Annotated in this window: 21 protein-coding genes and 1 pseudogene; 9 read left to right on the top strand and 13 right to left on the bottom strand. The window is 73.8% G+C overall.

What is annotated here, in order from left to right; all coding sequences use genetic code 11:
• The first annotated feature begins 152 nt into the window (after positions 1-152).
• The 3 genes from AB0H12_RS22775 (at position 153) to AB0H12_RS22765 (ending at position 3,224) form a co-directional block, all read left to right on the top strand.
• Positions 153-1,061, top strand: coding sequence for a glycosyltransferase family 2 protein (locus AB0H12_RS22775; protein ID WP_499624998.1), 909 nt, complete (start codon positions 153-155; stop codon positions 1,059-1,061).
• A gap of 117 nt (positions 1,062-1,178) precedes the next feature.
• Positions 1,179-2,741 carry a hypothetical protein gene (locus AB0H12_RS22770; protein ID WP_499624997.1) on the top strand — a complete coding sequence of 521 codons (1,563 nt, stop codon included), beginning with the start codon at positions 1,179-1,181 and terminating at the stop codon, positions 2,739-2,741.
• 117 nt (positions 2,742-2,858) lie between these two features.
• Entirely contained in the window at positions 2,859-3,224 is a 366-nt protein-coding gene (locus tag AB0H12_RS22765) for a VOC family protein (RefSeq protein WP_499624995.1), read from the top strand.
• 7 nt (positions 3,225-3,231) lie between these two features.
• Here AB0H12_RS22765 and AB0H12_RS22760 read toward each other — a convergent pair whose 3' ends face one another.
• On the bottom strand, positions 3,232-3,540 hold the full coding sequence (locus AB0H12_RS22760; RefSeq protein WP_499624993.1) for an ArsR/SmtB family transcription factor: 309 nt from the start codon (positions 3,538-3,540) through the stop codon (positions 3,232-3,234).
• 86 nt (positions 3,541-3,626) lie between these two features.
• Here AB0H12_RS22760 and AB0H12_RS22755 point away from each other — a divergent pair, with 86 nt between their 5' ends.
• Positions 3,627-4,781, top strand: a complete 1,155-nt coding sequence (locus AB0H12_RS22755) for a site-specific integrase (RefSeq protein WP_499624991.1) — start codon at positions 3,627-3,629, stop codon at positions 4,779-4,781.
• 343 nt (positions 4,782-5,124) lie between these two features.
• Here AB0H12_RS22755 and AB0H12_RS22750 read toward each other — a convergent pair whose 3' ends face one another.
• The 3 genes from AB0H12_RS22750 to AB0H12_RS22740 are packed head-to-tail and all read right to left on the bottom strand — an operon-like array spanning position 5,125 to position 7,700.
• Positions 5,125-5,820, bottom strand: a complete 696-nt coding sequence (locus AB0H12_RS22750) for a histidine phosphatase family protein (protein WP_499624989.1) — start codon at positions 5,818-5,820, stop codon at positions 5,125-5,127.
• Between the two features lie 9 nt (positions 5,821-5,829).
• Positions 5,830-6,654: an undecaprenyl-diphosphate phosphatase gene (locus tag AB0H12_RS22745; protein WP_499624988.1), complete on the bottom strand. Its 825-nt coding sequence runs from the start codon at positions 6,652-6,654 to the stop codon at positions 5,830-5,832.
• Positions 6,651-7,700 carry an LLM class F420-dependent oxidoreductase gene (locus AB0H12_RS22740; protein ID WP_499624986.1) on the bottom strand — a complete coding sequence of 350 codons (1,050 nt, stop codon included), beginning with the start codon at positions 7,698-7,700 and terminating at the stop codon, positions 6,651-6,653. Before AB0H12_RS22740 ends, AB0H12_RS22745 begins: the two co-directional genes overlap by 4 nt.
• 140 nt (positions 7,701-7,840) lie before the next feature.
• On the opposite strand from AB0H12_RS22740, the gene AB0H12_RS22735 reads away from it, so the two are divergent.
• The gene (locus tag AB0H12_RS22735) at positions 7,841-8,806 is read left to right on the top strand and encodes an aldo/keto reductase (RefSeq protein WP_499624985.1); all 966 of its coding nucleotides are present in this window, start codon (positions 7,841-7,843) and stop codon (positions 8,804-8,806) included.
• Positions 8,807-8,899: 93 nt separating this feature from the next.
• On the opposite strand, the gene AB0H12_RS22730 is transcribed toward AB0H12_RS22735, so the two are convergent.
• Positions 8,900-9,991, bottom strand: coding sequence for a M48 family metalloprotease (locus tag AB0H12_RS22730; protein WP_499624983.1), 1,092 nt, complete (start codon positions 9,989-9,991; stop codon positions 8,900-8,902).
• Positions 9,992-10,162: 171 nt separating this feature from the next.
• Between AB0H12_RS22730 and AB0H12_RS22725 the strand changes: the two genes are divergently transcribed.
• Together AB0H12_RS22725 and AB0H12_RS22720 are read left to right on the top strand one after the other, a co-directional pair.
• A complete protein-coding gene (locus AB0H12_RS22725; RefSeq protein ID WP_499624981.1) occupies positions 10,163-11,125 on the top strand; it encodes a YncE family protein in 963 nt (320 codons plus the stop codon).
• Complete coding sequence (locus tag AB0H12_RS22720; protein WP_499625352.1) at positions 11,125-11,337, top strand: DUF5703 family protein; 213 nt, start codon at positions 11,125-11,127, stop codon at positions 11,335-11,337. Before AB0H12_RS22725 ends, AB0H12_RS22720 begins: the two co-directional genes overlap by 1 nt.
• A gap of 114 nt (positions 11,338-11,451) precedes the next feature.
• On the opposite strand, the gene AB0H12_RS22715 is transcribed toward AB0H12_RS22720, so the two are convergent.
• The 4 genes from AB0H12_RS22715 to AB0H12_RS22700 all read right to left on the bottom strand — a co-directional run bounded on the left by AB0H12_RS22715 (position 11,452) and on the right by AB0H12_RS22700 (position 16,770).
• Positions 11,452-12,297, bottom strand: coding sequence for a class I SAM-dependent methyltransferase (locus AB0H12_RS22715; protein WP_499624980.1), 846 nt, complete (start codon positions 12,295-12,297; stop codon positions 11,452-11,454).
• Between the two features lie 85 nt (positions 12,298-12,382).
• Positions 12,383-13,480: an SWIM zinc finger family protein gene (locus AB0H12_RS22710; RefSeq protein WP_499624978.1), complete on the bottom strand. Its 1,098-nt coding sequence runs from the start codon at positions 13,478-13,480 to the stop codon at positions 12,383-12,385.
• Positions 13,477-16,164 (bottom strand): SCO1167/SCO6262 family helicase, encoded by a 2,688-nt coding sequence (locus AB0H12_RS22705; protein ID WP_499624976.1) that lies wholly within the window; start codon positions 16,162-16,164, stop codon positions 13,477-13,479. The genes AB0H12_RS22710 and AB0H12_RS22705 overlap by 4 nt, the downstream gene beginning before the upstream one ends.
• A gap of 24 nt (positions 16,165-16,188) precedes the next feature.
• A complete protein-coding gene (locus AB0H12_RS22700; protein WP_499624974.1) occupies positions 16,189-16,770 on the bottom strand; it encodes a PadR family transcriptional regulator in 582 nt (193 codons plus the stop codon).
• Between the two features lie 76 nt (positions 16,771-16,846).
• On the opposite strand from AB0H12_RS22700, the gene AB0H12_RS22695 reads away from it, so the two are divergent.
• Entirely contained in the window at positions 16,847-18,004 is a 1,158-nt protein-coding gene (locus AB0H12_RS22695) for a winged helix DNA-binding domain-containing protein (protein ID WP_499624973.1), read from the top strand.
• A complete protein-coding gene (locus AB0H12_RS22690) occupies positions 18,001-18,924 on the top strand; it encodes a GNAT family N-acetyltransferase (protein WP_499624971.1) in 924 nt (307 codons plus the stop codon). Before AB0H12_RS22695 ends, AB0H12_RS22690 begins: the two co-directional genes overlap by 4 nt.
• A 3-nt stretch (positions 18,925-18,927) precedes the next feature.
• Here the strand turns inward: AB0H12_RS22690 and AB0H12_RS22685 are convergent, their stop codons facing one another.
• From AB0H12_RS22685 to AB0H12_RS22670, 4 genes and pseudogenes are all read right to left on the bottom strand, one after another.
• Positions 18,928-19,554, bottom strand: coding sequence for a TetR/AcrR family transcriptional regulator (locus tag AB0H12_RS22685; protein WP_499624969.1), 627 nt, complete (start codon positions 19,552-19,554; stop codon positions 18,928-18,930).
• A 4-nt stretch (positions 19,555-19,558) separates the two neighbouring features.
• Positions 19,559-21,109 carry a hypothetical protein gene (locus AB0H12_RS22680; protein WP_499624967.1) on the bottom strand — a complete coding sequence of 517 codons (1,551 nt, stop codon included), beginning with the start codon at positions 21,107-21,109 and terminating at the stop codon, positions 19,559-19,561.
• A complete protein-coding gene (locus tag AB0H12_RS22675; RefSeq protein ID WP_499624965.1) occupies positions 21,109-22,212 on the bottom strand; it encodes an FAD-dependent monooxygenase in 1,104 nt (367 codons plus the stop codon). The genes AB0H12_RS22680 and AB0H12_RS22675 overlap by 1 nt, the downstream gene beginning before the upstream one ends.
• A 106-nt stretch (positions 22,213-22,318) precedes the next feature.
• A pseudogene (locus AB0H12_RS22670) lies at positions 22,319-22,465 on the bottom strand (IS630 family transposase); the annotation flags it as partial.

Genomic DNA, 22,465 nt, shown 5'->3' with positions numbered 1-22,465 from the left:
CAACACAGTAGGCTGCCTCGTCGCCACCTCCTGACAGCCGGTATCCCCGGTGCTCGGGTGGAACCACGAGGGGCAGCGCGCAAGGGGAAGGGTCGTGGCAAGGGGATGGGCGTTCCGCACCGCAGCCTGATCGTCGGTCGTGCGAGGTGACCATGAACGGCATCGACATCATGCTCCCCCACTACGGGGACATCTCGTACCTGAAGACCGCCGTGCGCAGCGTCATCGCCCAGGACGACGGCAACTGGCGCCTCACCGTCGTCGACGACAGCGTCACCGACAACGACCTCCCCGAGTGGTTCGACTCGCTGCGCGACGACCGCGTCCGCTACCAGCGCAACGACCACAACATCGGCATCAACGCCAACTTCCAGAAGTGCCTCGACCTCGCCGAACGCGACTTCCTCGTGGTCATGGGCTCCGACGACGCCATGCTGCCCAACTACGTCAGCACCGTCCGCCGCACCACCCAGCGCTACCCCGACGCCGACGTCGTCCAAGCCGGCGTCGAAGTCATCGACAGCGCCGGCCAGGTCGTCCGACCCCTCACCGACCGCGTCAAGCGCAACCTCTACGCCCCCGACACCACCACCCCCAAAGTCATGGGCGGCGAAGACCTCGTCGTCAGCCTCCTGCGCGGCAACTGGACCTACTTCCCCTCCCTGTGCTGGCGCCGCGAAGCCCTCAAAGACCTCAGCTTCCGCCCCGGCCTCAGCGTCGTGCTCGACCTCGCCCTCATGCTCGACCTCCTCGAACGCGGCGGACAACTCGTCGTCGTACCCGACCTCTGCTTCCAGTACCGCCGCCACGACGCCAGCGTGTCCTCCTCCCTGGCCTCCCTCGGCGGGCGCTTCACCGAAGAACACGACTTCTTCCTCGACGTCGCCGAGCACATGGACGACATCGGCTGGCACCGCGCCGCCAAAGCCGCCCGCCTGCACCTCTCCTCCCGCCTCCACGCGCTGCTCATGCTCCCCGGAGCCGTCAGCTCCAGGCAGACCGCCAGCGCCAAGCTCCTCGTCCGCCACGCATTCGGAACCACCAAACCCGTGAGGAAGTGATCGACGGTGCTGTCGACCGCGCCAGAACAACCGCCGCGGCCCAGCCCCGAGCACACCCCGCCGCCGCCCCACACCGCACAACCCCGCCGAGGATGGCTCTTCGCCACCGAAGCCGTCGTGTCCGTGGCCGCCGCCGCGCTGATGGTGCTCCTCGCCCGCGGCATCGAGGTCAACCCCCTCGACCGGATCGGCCAGATCAGCGGCCTCGCCGCACTCCAACTCCGGTTCGCCCTCATCGCCGTCGTGCTGCTGGCCCTCACCGTCGTCACCGCACGCGTCCGCTGGGTCGCCCACGCGCCACTCGCCCGCAGGATCGCCGCCGCCGCCGCAGCCGGCCTCTACGGCGGACTCGTCGCCGGCGCCGTCCTCGTCGCCCTCCGCGGCGCCTCCTGGGGCCTCAACGCCAACGGCGGCGACTCCGGCGCCCTCACCCGCTGGGCCCAGACCCTCATCGACACCGGCACCATGCAAGCCGACTACCCACCCGGCTGGGTACACGCCCTCGCCTGGTACTCCCAGCTCACCGACACCCCACCCGGGTACAGCCTCAAAGTCCTGCAGATCGCCGGCACCGCCCTCTTCGGACCCGTCGCCTACCTGTCCTGGCGACTGCTGCTCCCACCCGTGTGGGCACTCGGCATCGGCGTCGTCCCCGCCATGGTGCTCATCGACCCGTACAAGCCCTACACCAACCTCATGCTCGTCGCGATGGTCCCGCTCCTGCTCGTCCTGCTGCGCAGGCTCCGCCGCGCCGGCGACACACCCTGGCGCGGGATCGTGCTCCACGGCATCGGCGTCGGCATCGCCCTCGGCCTGGTCTTCCTCATCTACTCCGGCTGGTTCGTCTGGTCCGCGCCCGGCGTGCTGATCTCGGCCCTCCTGCTGTTCCCCTGGCGCACCGGCCCGCTCAAGGGCCTCGCCCTGATCGCGATCACCGGCGCCGTCTTCGTCGCCGTCTCCTTCCGCCACCTCTTCGGCCTGCTCACGGCCTCCGGCTCGGTCAAGGACCGCTACTTCTACTGGGACACCTGGACCGAACCCACCTACCTCGCCATGTGGCGCAGCGACCTGCCCGGCAACACCGGACCCTGGCCACCACCGGGCGAACTCGGCGGCGTCGGCCTGTTCACCATCCTCGCCCTCGTCGGCCTCGCCGCCGCCATCGCCGTGGCACGCAGCCGCACCGTCGTCATCGTCCTCACCTCGGTGTTCGCCGGCGCCTGGCTGCTGCGCTTCTACTTCGGCTCCCAGATGTACGCCGCCGACGCCGTGCAGCTGTGGCCGCGCAGCACCGCCGAACTGCTCTACTGCCTGCTCCTGCTCACCGGCTTCGCCGGCTACTACGCCGTGCGCCGCTTCGACGGCGTCGCCCGCGTCCGCGACGCGATCACCTCGCCGTCGACCGGCATCGGCGTGCTCGCCGCGCTGTTCCTGCTCATCGCCTCCGCGGGCTCCTCCACCGGCGACCGGTACATGCCGCGCACGGACAACTCGCTCGGCTACCTCGCCACCAGCGCCCACCTGATCAAGCAGCCCGACGGCGGCTGCTCGGCCTACGCGCACACCCTGGGCAGGGGCTGCTTCGAGTCGACCGACCCCCGGTTCGGCGAGACGCTGCTCGAACTGGCCGAACTCGGACCCAAGCGCGGCGAGCTGCCACACCCGCCCCCGGGCGGCTGATCACCGCACGTGACGGTGGGGGCGGTCGGGAGTGATCCCGCCGCCCCCACCGCTGTCTTGGCCGAAGAGCGCCCGCCGGACGTGCGGACGCCACCCGGCGGGGTGAAAATCAAGACCGTGCTGAAGCTGACCGCGACGGTGCTCGACGCACCCGACGCCCAAGCCCTCGCCCGCTTCTACCGCGACCTGCTCGGCTGGCCCCTCGACGCCGACGAACCCGGCTGGGCCACCCTCCGCCCGCCCGACGGCGGCGCCGGGCTGTCGTTCCAGACCGAAACGCGCTACCGCCGCCCCACATGGCCCGCGGCCGACGGCGACCAGCGGATGATGGCGCACCTGGACATCGAGGTGGACGACCTGGAAACCGCCGGCGCGCACGCGGTCGCGACGGGAGCCACGCTCGCCGAGCACCAACCGCAGGAGAACGTGCGCGTCTACCTCGACCCGGTGGGCCACCCGTTCTGCCTGTACGTGGACGCCTGAGCCGGGATCACGGCGGTCCGATCGCCCGGGTGATGGAGTCCAGGACGCCGGGGAACCGGTGTTCCATCTCCGCTCGCCGCAGCTCGTGGGTGCGGTAGCTGCCCTGGGGCGTCACGCGCAGCACCCCGGCTTCGCGGAGCACCTTCAGGTGGTGCGACAGCGTCGACATGCTGACGGGCACGTCGAACTGGCCGCACACGATCCCGCCCGATCGGGCCAGCTCGGCCACGATCCGCAGTCGGACCGGGTCCGCGAGCGCGCTGAGCACGGTCGCGAGGCGCATGTCTTCCACGTCCGGGTGTTGTAGGGCGCGCACGGTTTCGCATAGTAGCGACCACGGTCAAGTGGTCTATTAATCCACACTGAAGATATTAAGGCTATCGACGGTGTTAGGGTGGCGGAGTGACCTTGCCGGAGCCGGTGCGCGCGGAACTCGACCGCGTGCGGCACGCGCCGCTGGTGGACTTCGCCGCGTTGGAGCAGGTCCGTCGCCGGTTCGACGAGGAGCAGGCCGAGGCGCTGTCGGGTTACCTGCGAGCCGCGCAGTCGGCGAACACCCTGCGGGCCTACCGCTCGGACTGGGTGGGCTGGGCGGCGTGGTGCGAGGCCGAGGGGCGGGTGGCGCTGCCCGCGGACCCGGTGGACGTGGCGGTGTACCTGGCGGTGGCGGCGAACGCGGCGAAGCCCGACGGCTCCCCCGCGTTCGGTCCGTCCACATTGGAGCGCAAGGCGGCGGCGATCGCGGCGGTGCACGCGGCCGGCGGGCTCCCCTCGCCCACGCGGTCGGACGTGGTGCGGTTGACGCTGCGCGGCATCCGCCGCACCCGGCAGGCGCAGCCGCGGCGCAAGCGGCCGGTGCTGCTGGGCACGTTGGAGGCGTTGTTGGCGGAGCTGCCGCCGCCGGGCTGGCCGACGGGCGTGGCGCGGCGGCGTGACGCGCTGCTGCTGCTGGTGGGGTTCGCGGGCGCGTTGCGGCGCAGCGAGCTGGCGGCGTTGGCGTTGCAGGACGTCACGGTGGACGTGGACCCGCGCACGCACGAGCCGCTGCTGCTGGTCGAGCTGGGTGTGACGAAGACCGATCAGACCGGCGCACAGCGGCAGCGCGTGGTGCTCCCCCGCGGCGCCCGCCGGCCGACGTGCCCGGTGTGCGCGTACGCGGACTGGGTGGACGTGCTGACGGCGCCGCAACCGCGGGCGTTGTTGGAGGACGAGGGTGAGCCGTCGTCGACGCACCGCTGCCACTCCTACCGGCCCGGTCCGCTGCGGGGCCCGTTGTTCCCGTCGGTGAGCCGGCACGGGCGGCTGGGCGGCCGGTCGATGTCGGACCGGGCGGTGTCGGACGTGGTGAAGCGGTACGCCGAGCGGGCCGGGCTGGACCCGGCGTTGTTCGGCGGGCACTCGTTGCGGGCGGGGTTCGCCACGCAGGCGGCGCTGGGCGGCGCGAGCGACCGGGAGATCATGCGGCAGGGCCGCTGGACGAACCCCCGCACGGTGCACCGCTACATCCGCACCGCGAATCCGTTGGAGGACAACGCGGTCACCCGCCTCGGACTGTGATCAAGGGCGCACCGCGGGTTGTTAACTTCTAACACGCCCGGTTCTTCCGGGCGGAACCGAACGGGCTAACCGGTTAGGGCGTCGGCCCGCTTGCGCCATTTGTTTCCACGGTGTTTCCACGTGCGTTGAGCTGCGGTTTTGGCCACTTCATCGACGTGGGCGGGCGTGCTGACCAGCGCAGGCGACGCAGCGCCGCCGGACGTCCAGCCCGCAGGAGGGCGTTCACCCGCCCGGTGACGCCAATACGATCGTCCCCACGAGGCCGCCCGCCCCGGCCAAGCGCACCGTGGCCCCCGGACTACCCTGCACTGTCCGGGGGCCACGCGCTGCTCGCACCGCCGCGTCAGGCGCCGGTCGCGCCGCCCACCACGGCGTCGGAGGACGGCGGCTCCTCGGTCTTCTCCGGCGGTGGCGCCAGGACGGACAGGTCGCCGCCGTTGTCGTTGACGCGCAGCACGAACGGCCGGGTCTCGGTGTACTGCACGACGGACACCGACGCGGGGTCCACGACGATGCGCTGGAACCCGTCGAGGTGCACGCCGAGCGCGTCGGCGAGGACGGCTTTGATGACGTCGCCGTGGCTGCACGCGAGCCACACCGCGCGGGGTCCGTGCTCGGCGGTGACGCGGGCGTCGTGCGCCCTGATCGCGGCCACGGCCCGGGCCTGCACGGCCGCGAGCCCTTCGCCGTCGGGGAACACCGCGGCGGACGGGTGCTGCTGCACGACCGACCACAGGGGTTCGGCGAACAGCTCCTTGATCTCGCGCCCGGTCCACTGGCCGTAGTCGACCTCGGCGAGGTCGGGTTCGACGACGGGGCCGAGGCCGAGCCGGTCGAGCAGGGGCGCGAGGGTCTGCCGGCAGCGTTCCAGCGGCGAGGTCACCACGGCGGCGACGGGCACGCCGGCGAGCCGGTCGACCAGCGCCGAGGCCTGCTCCACGCCCCGGTCCGAGAGCGTCACGCCGGGTTGCCGGCCCGCGAGGACGCCCGCTCCGTTGGCGGTGGAGCGGGCGTGTCGCAGCAGGATCACGGTAGCCACGTGGCCACCCTATGTCGGGTTGATGAGCCCCATCGACAGCAGCCCCATCAGGACGATGCCCAGCAGCAGCCGGTACCAGACGAACGCCGAGTAGCTGTGCTTGGAGACGTAGCGCAGCAGCCAGGCGATCGTGGCGTAGCCGACGACGAACGCGACGATCGTCGCCGCGATCATCTGCGGCACGGACGCGGCGTTGGGCTCCGAGCGGTCGAGCACGTCGGGGATGCTGAACAGCCCGGCGCCGAACACGGCGGGCAGGGCCAGCAGGAACGAGTAGCGCGCGGCGGAGGCGCGGTCCAGGCCGAGGAACAGACCCGCGGTGAGGGTCCCGCCGGAGCGGGACACGCCGGGGATCAACGCCATCGCCTGGGCCAGGCCCATGCCGACGGCGTCCTTGAGCTGGAGCTTGGTGCGCAGGTGCTGGGCGAACTGGTCGGCGAGGCCGAGCAGCAGGCCGAACACCACCAGCACGGTGGCGGTGATCCACAGGTTGCGCAGCGACGAGCGGATCTCGTCCTTGAACAGGTAGCCCAGCACGCTGATCGGGATGGACCCGATGATCACGTACCAGGCCATGCGGTAGTCCTCGGTCTTGCGCGCGGCCTTGCTGAACAGGCCGCGGAACCAGGCCGCGATGAAGTTGCCGATGTCCTTGGCGAAGTAGATCAGCACCGCGACTTCGGTGCCCAGCTGGATCACGGCGGTGAACGACGCGCCCGCGTCGTTGCCGAAGAACAGCGTGGAGACGATCCTGACGTGCGCCGACGAGGAAATGGGCAGGAATTCCGTGAGTCCTTGGACGAGTCCTAGGACGAGGGCCTGCAACCAGCTCAACTACCCACTCCTGCCAGATCCAGAGCTTCGGTCGCCGTGCGGAGCGCGGCGATCCCCTGCTCGAGATCTTGCAGCATGGGCGAAAGGGTGAGCGTGGTGACCCCCGCTTCGGCGTAGGCGCGCATCTTGTCGGCGATGCGCTCCTTGGTGCCGAGCAGGGAGGTGCCGTCGAGGAAGCCGAGCGGCAGGGCGGCCATGGCGCCGTCGTAGTCGCGGGCGAGGTAGCGGTCCTGGACCTCGGCGGCCTCGGCGGCGAAGCCCATGCGCGCGGCGTTGGCGTTGTAGAAGTTCTTCTGCCTGCTGCCCATGCCGCCGACGTAGAGCGCCGCGTAGGGCCGGATCCGGTCGGCGCAGGCACGCCAGTCCTCGCCGACGACCATCGGCACGGTGGCGGCGATGTCGTACCCGTCGAGGGTCTTGCCCGCCTTGTCGCGACCGGCCTTGAGCGAGGCCAGGGCGTCGGCGGAGTGCTCGGGCGAGAGGAACAGCGCGAGCCAGCCGTCGGCGATCTCGCCGGCCAGCTCGACGTTCTTCGGGCCGACCGCGGCCAGGTAGACCGGGATGTGCTCGCGCACGGGGTGCACGGTCAGCTTGATGGCCTTGCCGGGGCCGTCGGGCAGCGGCAGCGTGTAGTGCTCGCCGGCGTAGGAGAGCCGCTCGCGGCGCAGGGCGGTGTTGACGATGTCGACGTACTCGCGGGTGCGGCCCAGGGGCTTGTCGAACCGCACGCCGTGCCAGCCCTCCGACACCTGCGGCCCGGACACGCCGAGGCCGAGCCGGAACCGGCCGCCGGACAGGGAGTCCAGGGTGGCGGCGGTCATCGCGGTCATCGCCGGCGTCCGCGCGGGGATCTGCAGGATCGCGCTGCCCACGTCGACGCGCTCGGTCTGCGCGGCCACCCACGCCAGCACCGTGGGCGCGTCGGAGCCGTAGGCCTCGGCGGCCCACACCACCGAGTAGCCCAGCCGGTCGGCTTCCCTGGCCAGTTCGAGGTTCGCGGCGTCGTTGCCCGCGCCCCAGTACCCGAGGTTCAGTCCCAGTCGCACGAACCGTGACCCTACCGGTCGGTAACCTGGTTGGCCAGGCGACACCCCGGCCCGTGCGTCCCCGATCGTGACGGGACCCGTCCTCGACCGGCGCGTGCCACGGGCCGCCGGAATGTCGATCACCCTTTAGGCTCCCCCGCGTGGAACAGCGATACCTCGGGCGCAGCGGACTGCGGGTCTCCCGGATGGCCCTGGGCACGATGACCTGGGGACGGGACACGGACGCGGACGAGGCGGCCACCCAGCTGCTCGCCTTCACCGAGGCGGGCGGCACGCTGGTGGACACCGCCGACGTGTACGTGGAGGGCGAGAGCGAGCGGATCCTGGGCGGCCTGCTGGGCGAGGTCGTGCCGCGTGACGAGCTGGTGATCGCGACGAAGGCGGTGGCGCGGCGCAACGACGGCCCGTTCGGCGGCGGCGCGTCGCGCGGCGCCCTGCTGCACGCGTTGGACGGGTCGCTGCGCCGGTTGGGCGTGGAGCACATCGACCTGTGGCAGCTGCACGCGTGGGACCCGAACGTGCCGCTGGAGGAGACGCTCTCGGCGCTGGACGCTGCGGTGGCGTCGGGCCGGGTCCGCTACGCGGGTGTGTCGAACTACTCGGGCTGGCAGCTGGGCACGGCGGCGGCGCTGCCGGGGCACACGCCGCTGGTGTCGACGCAGGTGGAGTACTCGCTGCTGGAACGGGGCGTGGAGCGGGAGGTGGCGCCGGCGGCGCAGCACCACGGTGTCGGTCTGCTGCCGTGGGCGCCGTTGGGGCGGGGCGTGCTGACCGGCAAGTACCGCAACGGCACGCCGTCGGACTCGCGGGGCGCGTCGGCGCACTTCGCCGGGTACGTGGAGCAGCACCGCACGGAGCGGGCGGCGCGGATCGTGCAGGCGGTGGCGACGGCGGCGGACGGGCTGGGCACGAGCGCGTTGTGCGTGGCGCTGGCGTGGGTCCGCGACCGGCCGGGCGTGGTGGCGCCGGTGGTGGGCGCGCGGGACACGGCCCAGTTGCTGGGGTCGTTGGCGGCGGAGGAGCTGACGTTGCCGCCGGCGATCCGGGCGGCGTTGGACGACGTGAGCGCGGTGGAGTTCGGCTACCCCGAGCGACCGCTCGGCTGAGTCCCGGACCTCCGGTCGGACGCCCGGGGAGCCGTGGTGGAAGAAGTCGTGCTGCTCGACGGTGGTGCCGATGAGGCTGTCCGTCGCCGTGCGTCACCCGCCTGAGGTGGAGCCGCCGAGCAGCGTGTCGTCCACGAGCCGGAACCACTCGCGCACCCCGTCGAGCCGGTCTTCGAGCCAGGTGGCGACGTCGGCGGCGAGGTCCAGGGCCCGGGGTGTGCGGACGTGCCCGGCGAGGTGTTCGACGAGGGTCTGGATGCGGCGCACGGGCGGCGGGTGGTTGCCCGCGAACGGGACGGTGAGGCCGAGCTGGTCGGCGAGCCGGTCGGTGACCTCGTGCAGGAACAGCACCAGCAGCACCGCGCCCACCACGTACGGCTCGTGCGCTTCGAGTTCGCGGTGCCCGAGGCCGTCCAGGGTGCGCAGCATGATCGTGGCGGCGACGCGGTCGGCCTCGTGCTCGCGCGGCCAACCGACGGACTGCGCGTCGAGCGCGCCGACCGGGGTGTGGGGGTCGGTGCGGCGGCGGGCGTGCAGCAGGTGCCCGGACAGCACGTGCCCGAACTCGTGCGCCAGCGTGAACTGGGTGCCGCGGCGCGCCATCAGCGAGACCAGCGCGGCGCGTTGCCCGGACAGCTCGGGCAGCTGCCGCGCCTGGACCGCGCCGTTGCCGTACAGGTGGGCGTTGACGGCCTCGGCCAGGGCGTAGGTCGCCTGGGCGGTGCTCAGCAGGGGCGGGGCGCCGTAGTTCGGCAGCGCCCCGGTCATGATCTTCAGCACGGTGCCGAGCAGGTCCAGCAGCGAGGTGTTGACCAGCACGAGCACGCCGCGGCCGGGCACGGGGACGCTGAGCGCGTCGAGGGTGCCGGTGGGGAACACGCCCGCCAGCACCGGGATGGCGGTGTCCCAGCCCGCGGCGCGGGCCAGGTGCAGCACCTCGGGTTGCAGCGCGTCGAGGGTGTGCTGCTGTTCGCGCAGGTGCGCGGGCCGGTAGGCGGCGGGCCGGACCCGCACGTCGACCAGCCGCGTGAGCAGGGCGGACGGCGGCTCGGCGGCCACCTGGGTCCACGTGTGGTAGCGCGCGGCGGTGTCGCCGCCGGGGTGTGCCGGCGGGTCGAGGTGGTCGGCCACCCGCCGGTCCCGCAGCAGTTGCACGTGCCGATCCCGCAGCTCCTCGACCGTCATCGCGACGCCTCCCCGTTCACCTGGGATAGTCGCCGGGAAGGGCTCGGAGGTACGGGATCGGCGGGACTATCACCTACCCAGACCAACGACAACACCCGCCCCCTGCGTGACGATGGTGGTTCGGTGATGGATGCTGGGAGGGCTGAACGGGGTCGACTGGGAGGTCCGACGTTGCGCCGACTGGCGGCGGTAGTGCTCACCGGGGTCGCGTTGGTCTCGGGCTGTGCGACGGAGGAGAACCCGGCCGACCCGTTGCAGCTCGCGGCGACGTTGGAACCCGCGCGACCTGCGGCGTCGCCGGCGCAGGCAGGCGTCCCGCAGGGCCGGGTGGTGCCGCTGGGGCGGGCGACGTCGGTCGCCGTCGCGGGTGGTCGGGTGGCGGTGGCGCTGGCCGATCCGCCGTCGGTGGCCCTCTACCCCGCCGACACGCTCGGTGATCCCGTGGTGGTGCCGTTGCCCGGTCCGGCGGAACGGCTGGTGACCGTCGGTGACGCGGTGGAGGCGGTGGTGCCGGCCGGTGTCGTGGTGACGATCGGGCCCGACGGCTCGACGTCGCAGCGCGCGGTGGACGGCGCCCCGGTGGACGTGGCGCGGGTAGGCGACCGGACGTTGGTGGCGCAGCGCGACCTGCGGCAGGTGTCGGTGGACGGGCACGTGGTGCGCGGCATCTCCAGCCCGGACCGGTTGGTCGCGGTGGACGGCGCGGCGGTGGTGCTGGACCGGCCGCGCAGCGCGGTGTTCGACCTCGACCCGGGTGCCGACGGCCCGGGCGCGGGGTTGCGCGCGGGCGAGGGCGCGACGAACGCGGTCGCCGACCGGTTCGGCCGGGTGCTGGTGGTGGACACGCGCGGCGGCGAGCTGATGGCGTTCTCCACCGCTCCGTTGATCATGCGGTTGCGCTACCCCGTGCCGGGCGCGCCGTACGGGATGGCTTACGACGCGACGCGTGACCTGGTGTGGATCACGCTCACCGAGCGCAACGAGGTCGTGGCGTTCGACGTGGCCGGCGCGGAGCCGGTGGAGAGGCACCGGTTCGCCACGGTCCGCCAGCCGGACTCGGTGGCGGTCGATCCAGGCAGCGGGCGCGTGTTCGTCGCGTCCGGGGACGGCGCAGGGATGCAGGTGATCGGATGATGGGCGATGGGGTGGTCGACGGGGACTGGGAGTACCGGCCGCTGCGGCTGCCGGCCGGTGTCTCCCGTCGCACGGCGACGACGCAGCTGGCGATCCACGCGGAGTTCGCCGGGTGGGAGCTGTCGCGGACGTTGTTGTTCGGTGACGGTTCGCGCAAGGTGTGGCTGCGCCGCAAGCGGTCGGCGGCCGTGATGCCGGGTGTGATCACCTAGGGCCGGCGCGGGTCCGTTCGGTCGACCACCACACCTGTGGTACCACAGGTGTGGTGGAGCGGGCTCGAACTGCGGATCCCCTGCTTCCGTCCGCTGTGGACGGTGTGGGCGTGGTCAGGGGCGGCGGGCTTCGATGAGCCAGGCCGCCGAGTCGTAGCGCACGCCGCGGTCGGTGTGGTGGGCGGCCAGGTCGGCGCGCAGGTCGGCCACGGCGCCCTTCCGCGCGTCGGGGTCGAGGCCGGCGAGCAGCCGGGAGAACTGGCCGGTGACGAACCGGCAGGCGTCGTCGGGGTCGCGGCCGAAGTACATGGGTTCGGTGAGGCCCTGGACGCGCACGTCGGTGAACCCGGCCGAGGTCAGCAGGGGCCGCACCTGGTCGGGGTCGCGGAGCGAGCCCGGTGCGGTCCGCGGTGCGGGCAGGTCGTCGCGGCCGGCGGCCAGGGCGGTGCGGAAGGCGGTGAGCCAGGCGTTGCGCTCGAACGGCTGCCAGGACAGCAGGGCCAGGCGTGCGCCGGGGCGCAGCGCGCGGGCGATGTTGGCGAACGCTGCGTGGGGGTCGCCGAAGAACATCGCGCCGTGGCGGCTGAGGGCGACGTCGAAGTGCCGTTCGCGGAACGGGTGGATCTGGGCGTCGGCGTGCAGGAACCGCGCGTTGGGCACGTGTTCGCGGTCGGCTGTGCGGCGGGCGAGTTCGAGCATCGCCGAGGACAGGTCCACGCCGAGCGCGGCGCCCTCGGTGGCGCGGCGGGCGGCGTCGCGGGTGGTGAGCCCGGCGCCGCAGCCGATGTCGAGGACGTGCGAGGTCGGCTCGATCCGCGCGGCGTCCAGCAGCCGGTCGTGGTAGCCGGCGACGCCCTCGTCGATGCGGTCGGCGCGGGCCGCCCAGAAGTCGCCGTCGTCGCCGTTCCAGGCGCGCAGCTGGTCCACGTTGGACGGATGGACCGCCGGTACCGCGTTCATGACCCTGTCCCCCACGTCGTCGTTCCCCGGCCGCAGGACCTTAGTCGGGTGACGGCCGGTGGACGAGGCGTTTCGCGGAACCCGGTCAGTCGGTGTCGGTGAGTGCGGCGGTGGGGTCGCGGTGCGGTGTGCCGGTGGGCCACCAGTCGCCGTCGGTGGCCCGGTAGGGGTACCAGCGGCCGTCGCGGCCGTAGCGGAGTTGTCGGTCGTGGACGGTCCAGCGGTTGCGCCACACGGTGGGCTCGGGCAGTTCGCCGCTCTCCCAGGCGGCGCGGGCGCGGGCGGTGTCGGACCTGCCGGGTGTCCAGGGTTGTTCGAGGACGTCGAGGGCGCCGGCGCCACCTTGTTGCCAGGCGCGGACGGCGCGCGGGTCGGCGTCGAGGCGGTCGCGCAGGGCGGGGTGGGTGGCGGCCATGCGGATGTGGTCGCGGCGGTCGTCGGGCGCGGGCCACCGGCCGGTGGCGAGCACCTCGCGGGCCTTGGCGGCGGCGTCGGCGACGAGCAGCCGCAGCACCTCGACGTCGAGGCCGGGCGCGGGTTCGAACTCGGGCAGGGGACCGAGGTCGGCGGGCGGCGGGTCGTCGGGCAGGTCGGGGACGGGCTGGGCGTAGGCGGTGGTGGCGAGGACGCCGGCGGTGGGTCGGGCGCCGGCGACGACTTCGTCCTGGTCTCGTCCGCGCAGGAGCAGCAGGACCCACGGGTCGGCGTCGAGCAGCCACGACGCCTGGTGGCACAGGGCGGCGGCGTGGCGGCAGGGCAGTTCCCAGCCGGGGCAGGTGCACTCGGGGTCGAGGTCGCCGATGCCGGGCAGGAGCGGGACGCCCGCGTCGGCGGCGGCGTCGGCGAGTTCGCGGGGCATCTCGCGGTCGAGCAGCGCGGCGAGGTGCCCGGCCTTGGCGGCGATCTGGCCGAGGAACCGGTTCCACTCGGCGTCGGTGAGCGGGGTGAGGTGGACGGAGGTCTGGTAGGTGTCCTCGGTGTCGTAGACGGTGGCGGCGATGCGGCCGGGGCTGACGGTGATGGTGCCGACGAGCCCGGCGTGGGCGTACTTGCGGCCCTGGCGCAGCGGCGCCTGGTCCAGCGAGGTGTCCTCCAGGGCCTGCAGCCACGCCTTGCCCCACCAGGAGCCGGCGCGGCGCACGCCCTTGCCGAACGCGGGGAAGCCTTTGACGCGATCGCTCATGTGCCGCTCCGGAGTTCGACCAGGTTGCCCAGTTCGTCGTCGGACAGTTCGGTGAACGCGGCGTCGCCGCGGGCCAGGACGGCGTCGGCGAGGTCGCGCTTGGCGCGCAGCATCGCGGCGATGCGGTCCTCGATGGTGCCTTCGGCGATGAGCCGGTGCACCTGCACGGGCCGGGTCTGGCCGATGCGGTGCGCGCGGTCGGTGGCCTGGTCCTCCACGGCGGGGTTCCACCACCGGTCGTAGTGCACGACGTGGTCGGCGCGGGTGAGGTTGAGGCCGGTGCCCGCGGCTTTGAGCGAGAGCAGGAACACCGGGCACTCGCCGTCCTGGAAGCGGCGCACCATGTCCTCGCGGGCGGGGACGGGTGTGCCGCCGTGCAGGAGCCGGCTGGGGATGCCGCGGCCGGCGAGGTGGCGTTCGATGAGGCGGGCCATGGCGACGTACTGGGTGAACACGAGCGCCGCGCCGCCCTCGGCGAGGATGGTGTCGAGCAGTTCGTCGAGCAGTTCGAGCTTGCCCGACCGGCCGGCGAGCTTCGGCGAGGTCTCCTTGAGGTACTGGGCGGGGTGGTTGCACACCTGCTTGAGGCCGGTGAGGAGCTTGACGATCCGGCCGCGGCGGGCGATGCCGTCGGCTTCGCGGACCTCGGCCATGAGTTCGCGCACCACGGCCTCGTAGAGGGCGGCCTGCTCGCGGGTGAGGGCGACCGGCTGGTCGGTCTCGGTCTTGGGCGGCAGTTCGGGCGCGATGCCGGGGTCGGTCTTGCGGCGGCGCAGCAGGAAGGGCCGCACGAGCCGGGCGAACCGCTGCGCGGCCTCCTGGTCGTGGTCGGCCTCGATGGGACCGGCCCAGCGTGCCTTGAACTGGGCCATGGTGCCGAGCAGGCCGGGGGTGGTCCAGTCGAGGATCGCCCACAGCTCCGAGAGCGTGTTCTCCACGGGGGTGCCGGTGAGGGCGACGCGGGCGCGGGCGGGGATGCGGCGCAGGGCCTTGGCGGTGTCGGAGGCGGGGTTCTTCACGTGCTGCGCCTCGTCGGCGACGACCATGCCCCAGTCGACGTCGGCGAGCCGGTCGGCGTCCAGGCGCATGGTGCCGTAGGTGGTGAGCACGAAGCCCTCGTGCGCGACGTCGCGGCGGGGGCCGTGGAAGCGGCGGACGGGCACGCCGGGCGCGAAGCGCTCGATCTCGCGCTGCCAGTTGCCCATCAGCGACGCGGGGCAGACCACGAGGGTGGGTCCGGGGTCGCGCCGGTCGCGGTGCAGGTGCAGCGCGATGAGGGTGATCGTCTTGCCCAGGCCCATGTCGTCGGCCAGGCACGCGCCGAGGCCGAGCGAGGTCATGCGGTCCAGCCAGCGCAGGCCGTGCAGCTGGTAGTCGCGCAGGGTGGCGCGCAGCGCGGGCGGCGCGGCGAGGGGCTCGTCGTCGAGGTCGGCGAGCCGGGACTTCAGCTCGTCCAGCCAGCCGGTGGCGGCGACCTCGACCTCGACGCCGTCGACTCGGGTGGTGCCGGTCAGGGCCGCGCCGAGCGCGTCGATCGCGGTGACGGGTTTGAGGGCGCGTTCACGGGCGCGGCGGGCGAGTTCGGGGTCGACCAGGGTCCAGCGGTCGCGCAGCCGCACGACCGGCCGGGTGGCCTCGGCGAGCCGGTCGAGCTCGTCGGGGGTGAGCGGGTCGTCGCCCAGGGCGAGCTGCCAGTTCACGGAGGTGAGCTGGTCGGGGCCGAAGAACGCCGGCCGGTCGGCGGGGCGTTCGCCGATGACGACCTTGGCCGACAGGTCCCGCACGAGGTCCTTGGGCCAGTGCACGTCCACGCCCGCGGCGGCGAGCCGGACTGCGCCGGTGGCGAGCAGGTGCTCCACGTCGGAGTCGAGGAGGGTGACCTCGTCGGGCACGGGCTGGTCGAGCAGCCGTTCCAACGGCGCCCAGGCGCGGGCGGCGCGCCGCAGGGCGACCATGGCGTCGGCCCGGGACCGCTGGTTGGCCGACGCCCAGAGCTCGGCGGCGTCGACCACGCGGGCGGGGTCGGCGAGGCTGTGGACCTGAACGACGGCGCGGAACGGGCCGAAGCCCTCGATCCGCAGCGAGATGCGCACGCCCTGGTCGGCCCAGTCGCGCAGGTGCGGCACCCGCTGGGGCGCGGTGGCGGCGAACGCGGGCGCGCCGGCGGCGTGCACGGCCGCCGCGCCACGCGGCATGGTGTCGGCAACCGCGTCGAGGAACGCGCGCAGCAGCGGCTCGGCGTCGGGCAGCTCGAGCGGCTCGCGGCCAGGCAGCGGAACGGCCCGGGCGTGCGCGGGCATCGCGTCGGCCAGGTCGCGCACACGGGCGTGGTCGGCGGCGTCGAGCGGACCGAGCAGCCAGGCGTCGAAGTCGCCGTCGGTGACCGCGGGCCGCACCCGACCGCGGGCGACGAGCTGCAACGCCACGACGACGGCCGCGCCCCAGAACGCGGCGGCGGGGTGGGCGTGCGGTGCGCGGCGCGCGCGGCTGAGCAGCGGCACGGCCTCGGACACGGGCAGCCGCAGGGCGGGCACGGCGCGCGCGGCGCCGTCGGGGGTGGCGACGGTGAGCAGGTCGGAGCCAGGGGCGCCGTCCGCCCCTGGGGGGTCCTGGGCCGGGTAGAAGGCGACGGTGGACGTGCGTGGCGGGTCGGCTGCCTCGAAGACGGCCGCGTACCGCTCCAACCCTGTGTTCAGCGTTCCCCCTCGCTACTCAAGTTTGAGTATACCCCAGCTGCCGGGGGCGCCGGGCGATCCCGGCTCGCCCGCCATGGGGTAGGCGCCCGCTTCGAGGCGTTCGACCAGGCCCCGCGTCCACTCCGCCCCGCCGGCCGCGGTGTGCTCCCACAGCCCGAACAGCTCCTTCACGTGCGGCGGCTCGTCCCACTCCCCCGCCTGCTTGCGCGCCGCGTCACGCCGCGCCTCCAACGCGGCCAACCGCTCGGTGAGCAGACCCACGGCCTCCTCCCGCGACAGCGACGGCAGCAACGCCAGGCCGGCGGCCAGCAGGTCGGGCCGCGTCTCCGGGCGGCGCAGCGCGTCCCGCAGCAGCCCGCGGTACTCGGCCTCCCCCTTGGGGGTGATCTCGTAGTCCGTGCGGCCCGGCGGCACGGAGTGGTCGGCCAGGCAGCCGTCCTTGGTGAGCTGCTTGAGCGCGTGGTAGATCGAGCCCCACTTGACGTTGGCCCACTCCCCCGCGCCCCACGACATCAGGTCGTTGCCGATCAGGTAGCCGTGGGCGCGCCCGTAGCCGCGCACCACCCCGAGCACCAGCAGCCGTGTTGCCGACATCGCGTCCTCGTCCAGCGGTATCCGGGTTCCGCGATCCCGGTTTCGCCGATCAGGGTAGAGCGCCGAGGATGGACAGGTGACCCTCGCCAAGATCGACGACGCCGGGCGGCGGGCCCGCCTCGGCGCCCGGCACCTGCTCTCCACCCGTGCCGCCGCGGTCGAGGACGTGGTCGACGCGGTGGTCGGCCTGCACGCCACCGACCCGGCGACCGCGTTCCTGTCCGCGTGCGCCCGCCTGGAGCGGCCCTCGGTGGCCGAGGTGGAGGCCGCGTTCTACGAGCGGCACTCGCTGGTCCGGCTGCTGGCCATGCGTCGCACCATGTTCGCCGTCACGGCGGGGACCGCGCCCGTGGTGCAGGCCGCCGCGGGCGCCGCCGTCGCCGCGAAGGAACGGCAGAAGCTGCTCGTCTACCTGGCCGAGGGCGTCGGCTGGGACGCCGACCGCCTCGCCGCGGTCGAGGAGACCACGCTGGAGGCGCTGCGGCGGCGGGGCGCGGCGACCACCGTCGACCTCACCCGCGACGTGCCGGACCTGCTCGAACAGGTCGTCGTCGCGGCCGGCAAGCCCTACGAGACCCGGCAGAACGTGTCCAGCCGCGTCGTCCGCGTCCTGGCCGCCGAGGGCCGGATGCGCCGCGGCCGTCCCCTCGGCACGTGGCTGAGCACCCGGTTCCGCTGGGAGCCCGCCACACCGTGGCCCGAGCTCGACCCCGCCGACGCCCGCGCCGAACTGACCCGCCGCTGGCTCGCCTCCTACGGGCCCGGCGCCGAGGCCGACCTCAAGTGGTGGACCGGCTGGAACCTCGGGCACACCCGCAAGGCCCTCGCCGCGGCGGGCGCGGTCGAGGTCGAGCTGTCCACCGGTCCCGGCTACGCCCTGCCCGACGACCTCGACCCGGTCGAGGACCCCGAGCCGTGGGCCGCGCTGCTGCCGGCACTGGATCCGACGCCGATGGGGTGGCAGGCTCGCGGCTGGTACCTCCCCGACCGGCACCGGCCACGCCTGTTCGACACCGCGGGCAACGTGGGTCCGACCGTGTGGTGGAACGGCGCGGTCGTCGGCGGGTGGGCCCAACGCGCCGACGGCGGACTGGTGTGGGAACTCCTCGAGGACGTCGGCGCGGACGCGGAGGCAGCGATCGCCCGGGAGGCGGACCGGTTGGCGTCCTGGCTCGGCGGGGTGCGCGTGATCCCCCGCTTCCGGACACCGTTGGAGAAGGAGTTGGCGACATGATCCTGTTGCGGAAGGTGGACGACTGCGCGCTCGAACGGCTGCTGGGCCTGGCGGTGGCCGACACCGATCCCGGCGATGTGATGCCACCCGGCTGGACGGTCGACCGGCCCGACGAGTTCCGCGAGTTCTACCGCGGCTTCCAGGACGACGCCTACGAGATCGTGGAGGACGACCGCACGGTCGGCATGGTCCGGCTCAGCGCCAAGGGCGAGGCCGGCATCTGGGTGGCCCGCTGCGCCCGCGGCACCGGCATCGGCCTCGCCGCGCTGCGCCGCGTGGTCGAGGAAGCGCCACGACGCGGCGTCACCACGATCGTCGCCGACACCACGACGGACAACATCGCCGCCATTTCCGTCCTCCGCAAGGCAGGCGCCACCCTCGACATCGACGGCGCCCGCGTCTCCGCGCGCATCGCCGTGCCCACCGAACCGTCGCCCGACCTCACCGACACCGGTGACCTGCTCCTGGCCCACCTCGACTTCCACCGCGACGCCGTGCTCCGCAAGATCGACGGCATGTCCGAGGAGGAGCTGCGCACCAGCCGCCTGCCGACCGGCTGGACGCCGCTGGCGATGGTCAAGCACCTGGCCCACGTGGAACTGCGCTGGCTGCGCTGGTGCTTCCGCGGCGAGGAGATCGCCCACCCCTACGGCAACCCCGACGTCGACCGCGCCGAGTGGGTCATCGAGGACGACGACACCACCGACCGCGTCCGGGCGTTCTACCTCGAACAATGCGCCCGGTCACGCGACATCGCCGCCGAGGCCGCCCTCACCGACCGGGCCGTCCGCCGCAACCGGCCCGAGGCGCCGCCCCCGACGCTCGCCTGGATCCTGTTCCACCTGCTCCAGGAGTACGCGCGCCACGTCGGGCACCTCGACGTCGCGCGGGAGCTCAGCGACGGCGTGGTCGGGACCTGACCGTCACGTCGCGGACCTGCGCAGCTTGGCGTGCAGCGCGCGGCGGGCGACCGGGCCGAGCTCCTGGACCACGTCGACGAGGGCAGCGAGGCGCTCCAGGGCGTCCAGCGCGGCGTGCGCGCCGGCGGGATCGACGCCCTCGAACAGCTCCAGGCCGATGAACCCCGCGCACACCGCGCGGGACAGCCCGGCGGTGTCGACCAGGTCGGCCACCGGCGAGTCGGCCAGCAGCCGGTCCAGCGCCCGCTCGATCGGCCGGATCCACAACCCCAGCGCCGCCGACGTCGCCTCGGCCAGCTCCGGGTCCGCCTGCGCGCCGGCCAGCATCTGAGCGAGCACCATGACGTTGCCCAACGAGCGCTCCTCGGCGTGCAGCCGCCGGCCGAGGTCCAGCAGCCCCCGCAGGTCGGCGACCTCGTCCAGCCGGGCCGCGAACGGCGCCACCCGCGCCTCGGTCGCGGCCAGGCACGCCGCTTCCAGCAGCTCGTGCACGCTGCCGAAGTGGTAGAACACCAAGGCCTGGTTGACGCCTGCGGTGGCGGCGATCGTGCGCGCGGACGTCCCGGTGATGCCGTGCCGCCGGATGGTCTCGATCGCGCCGTCGATCAGTCGCTGTCGGGTGTCGGCCATGCCATCACGGTAGGGGCGCGGCCGTGCGGACCTCCGCCGGGCGTGCGCACAGGTAGGGCCGGGCGAGGACCAGGGCGGTCGCGGTGAGGGCGATCCCGACGAACACCGGCGCCAGGTGGCCCGCGTCGGTGTAGCCGATGACGCCGTGCACCACGACCGCGGGCAGGAACCCCGCGGCGGCGGCCAGCGCGAGCGACCACCACACCCACGCCTCGCCCCGACGCCAGCCCCACGCGGCGAGCAGCGTGATCGCTGCGGCGGCGGACATCAGCGCCCCGCCGAACCCCGCCCGGTCGTGCGCGATGAACCCCGGCAGCCGGGGATTGGCCGCCCGCAACGCGTCCGGCCCGGTCCGCAGGAACTCCAGGTCGCTGGGCACGAACACGTCCGACAGGCCGACCGCCGACACCACCACGCCACCCACGAACAGGCCGACCCCCGTGCACACCACGAGCAACTGCCCCACCAGCGCCCGCCGCCGCTCGTGCTCGGGCCCGTCCGGGCGCGCGGTCCACCGCGGGTCGTCCGGACAACGCCGGGTGGCGGCCAGGAACATCGGGAACAGCACCACGGCCGCCGCGGTGTGCAGCGGCTCCACGAAACCGATCCCGAGGAAGTAGAGCACCGTCGGGAACCCGACCCACCCGGAGACGAGGAGCGCCTCGCGGGCCCACGGCCGGCCCGTCCGCATGCCGCCCGCCGCCAGGCCCGCGTAGAGCACGCCGATCGCGACCATCGTGCCGGCCATGGTGATCCGGTCGTGCTGGAGGAAGTGCACCAGGTGGTCGTTGATCCCGTGCAGCCCGGCCACGTCCGCGCCGAGGAAACCGCGGTCGTACCACAGCAGCACCGGACCGAGCGTGATCGCGGCGGCGCCCAGGCCCGCGACGACCATGCCCAGCCCGACCAGCGCACCCCACCACCACGCCGGCCACCGGCGGGGATCACGGCCGACGTCACGCGGCGACGGCGCCGGACCGGTGGGCGTCGCCGCCTCCGCCACCCGCGCGAAGAAGCCCGGACCGGCGCGCACCAGCACCTCGGGCGTGACCAGGACCGCCTTGGCCGGGTCGGCGAGGAGGTCGACGGCGCGCGCCGGGGACGCCGACGCCAGGTGGACCGCGTCGGGATCGGGCCCGACCCGGACCGCGTCGACGTGCGGCGACAACGCGTCCACCACGGCCTGCTCCGTCGCACGCACCACCACCGGCACACGTCGGCCCGCGGCGGCCTCACGCACGACGTCGACATCGGCGGGCCCGACCGGCGCGACCTCGACCACCCCCGCGCCCAGCAGCGGCAACGCCCGCACCGCGTCCCGCGCCGTACCCGGCGGCACCACCGCGCCCAGCCGGGTGCGCACCGGGACGCCGGCGACCGCACCGGCCAGCCGCGACGGCGGATGACGGTGCCCGAACCCCCACGACACCAGCCGACCGCCGCCGGGCCACGACCCGACCGCGGCCAGCGTCCGCAACGCCGCCCGCCGCGAACGACCGGTCCCCAGCAGCGCGGCGGCGATCCCGCGCAGCGGGTGGTAGGTCCAGTCGGGCATCAGCGCCCCACGCTCGCCGGCACGTGGTCCGCGCTGTCGGGTGGAGTCCAGCCGAGGATCGGCGCCATGGCCCGCAGCGTCACGGCCGCCGGCGTCAGCCTGGCGGCGAGATCACGTGCCGCGACCGCGGGCGGCCACGACCACTGCGCCAGTCGGCCCAGCCGCGCCGAACGCCGCACCACGGTCCGCGTCCGCGGCCCGCGCACCCGGTCGTAGCGGACCAGCGCCGAACCCACGCTCGCCTCCGAGACCAGGCAGTCGGCCAGCACGACCGCGTCCTCCAGGGCCTGACCCGCGCCCTGCCCCAAGGCCGGGTCCATCGCATGCGCCGCGTCACCCGTCAACGCCACCCGACCCCGCGCACAACTCGCCAACGGCGGCAGGACGTGCACGTCGTGCCGGACCACACCGCCCTCCGGCACGGCTGCCAGCAGCGCGGGCACCGGGTCCGGCCAGTCGCCGAACCGGTCGCGCACGGCGGCGAGCTCACCGGCGGTGGCGACACCACCGGCGGGCGCCGTCGCCGTCCCGAAGCAGTAGAACCGCCCGCCCGGCAGCGCGGTGAACCCGAACCGCTCGCCGCGACCCCAGATCACCGCGCCCTCCGCCGGCGGGTCGGCGACCGGCTCGGTGATCATGCGCCACGCCGTGTGCCCCGCGTAGCGCGGCGCCTCCGCGTCGGGCCACCACTGCCGCCGCACCGCGCTGTGCACACCGTCCGCGCCGACCACCAGATCCGCCCGCACGACCCCGCCCCGGTGCTCGACCACCACCGCGTCACCGTCCGACCGCACCGCGGACACCTCGCTGTCCGACCGCAGGCACTCCGGCGGCAACGCCCCCACCAACGTCCGGACCAGGTCCGCCCGCCGCACCACCACCAGCGGCACGCCGTGGCGCCGCGCGATCTCGGCGTTGTCCAGCCGCGACAGCCACCGACCGGAGCGACCACGGACACCGCCCGCCGCCTCGACCGCGCCGACCTCGCCGAACCCGGCCGCGCGTTCCAGCACCACGACCCGCCACCCGGCCCGGCGCAGCGCGACCCCCGCCGCCAGACCACCGATACCGCCGCCCACCACGACCACTGTCCGCCCGACCACCGGCCACCCCCTGTTTTGAGCGAGTGCTCAAAACGGAGGGTAGCCAGATTTGAGCACTCGCTCAACAGTCGGCTAGTGCGTTGACCACATAGGTTCGCCGGGTTGGTCAGGCTGCTCGTGGTCGGCCCCAGCGTTGGTGGCGTTCGCTGCGGATGCGGGCTCGTTCTCGGCGTTGGGCGTCGAGGATGTCGGGGTGGCGGGCGTTGGCGTTGCGCCAGCGCAGGTGTTCTTGGAGCCGTCTGGCCAGAACGGT

The organism is Actinosynnema sp. NPDC023794, assembly GCF_040639675.1.
Lineage (GTDB): Bacteria > Actinomycetota > Actinomycetes > Mycobacteriales > Pseudonocardiaceae > Actinosynnema > Actinosynnema luteola.
The sequence above is the reverse complement of the archived record's forward strand: the minus strand, read 5'-3'. Positions and strand labels throughout refer to the sequence as shown.

Coding starts and splice junctions, on each gene's coding strand:
- AB0H12_RS22775 (WP_499624998.1), top strand. CDS start 153: ATGAACGGCATCGACATCATGCTCCCCCACTACGGGGACATCTCGTAC.
- AB0H12_RS22730 (WP_499624983.1), bottom strand. CDS start 9,991: ATGACGGTCGAGGAGCTGCGGGATCGGCACGTGCAACTGCTGCGGGAC.
- AB0H12_RS22720 (WP_499625352.1), top strand. CDS start 11,125: ATGGGCGATGGGGTGGTCGACGGGGACTGGGAGTACCGGCCGCTGCGG.
- AB0H12_RS22715 (WP_499624980.1), bottom strand. CDS start 12,297: ATGAACGCGGTACCGGCGGTCCATCCGTCCAACGTGGACCAGCTGCGC.
- AB0H12_RS22710 (WP_499624978.1), bottom strand. CDS start 13,480: ATGAGCGATCGCGTCAAAGGCTTCCCCGCGTTCGGCAAGGGCGTGCGC.
- AB0H12_RS22700 (WP_499624974.1), bottom strand. CDS start 16,770: ATGTCGGCAACACGGCTGCTGGTGCTCGGGGTGGTGCGCGGCTACGGG.
- AB0H12_RS22690 (WP_499624971.1), top strand. CDS start 18,001: ATGATCCTGTTGCGGAAGGTGGACGACTGCGCGCTCGAACGGCTGCTG.
- AB0H12_RS22685 (WP_499624969.1), bottom strand. CDS start 19,554: ATGGCCGACACCCGACAGCGACTGATCGACGGCGCGATCGAGACCATC.
- AB0H12_RS22680 (WP_499624967.1), bottom strand. CDS start 21,109: ATGCCCGACTGGACCTACCACCCGCTGCGCGGGATCGCCGCCGCGCTG.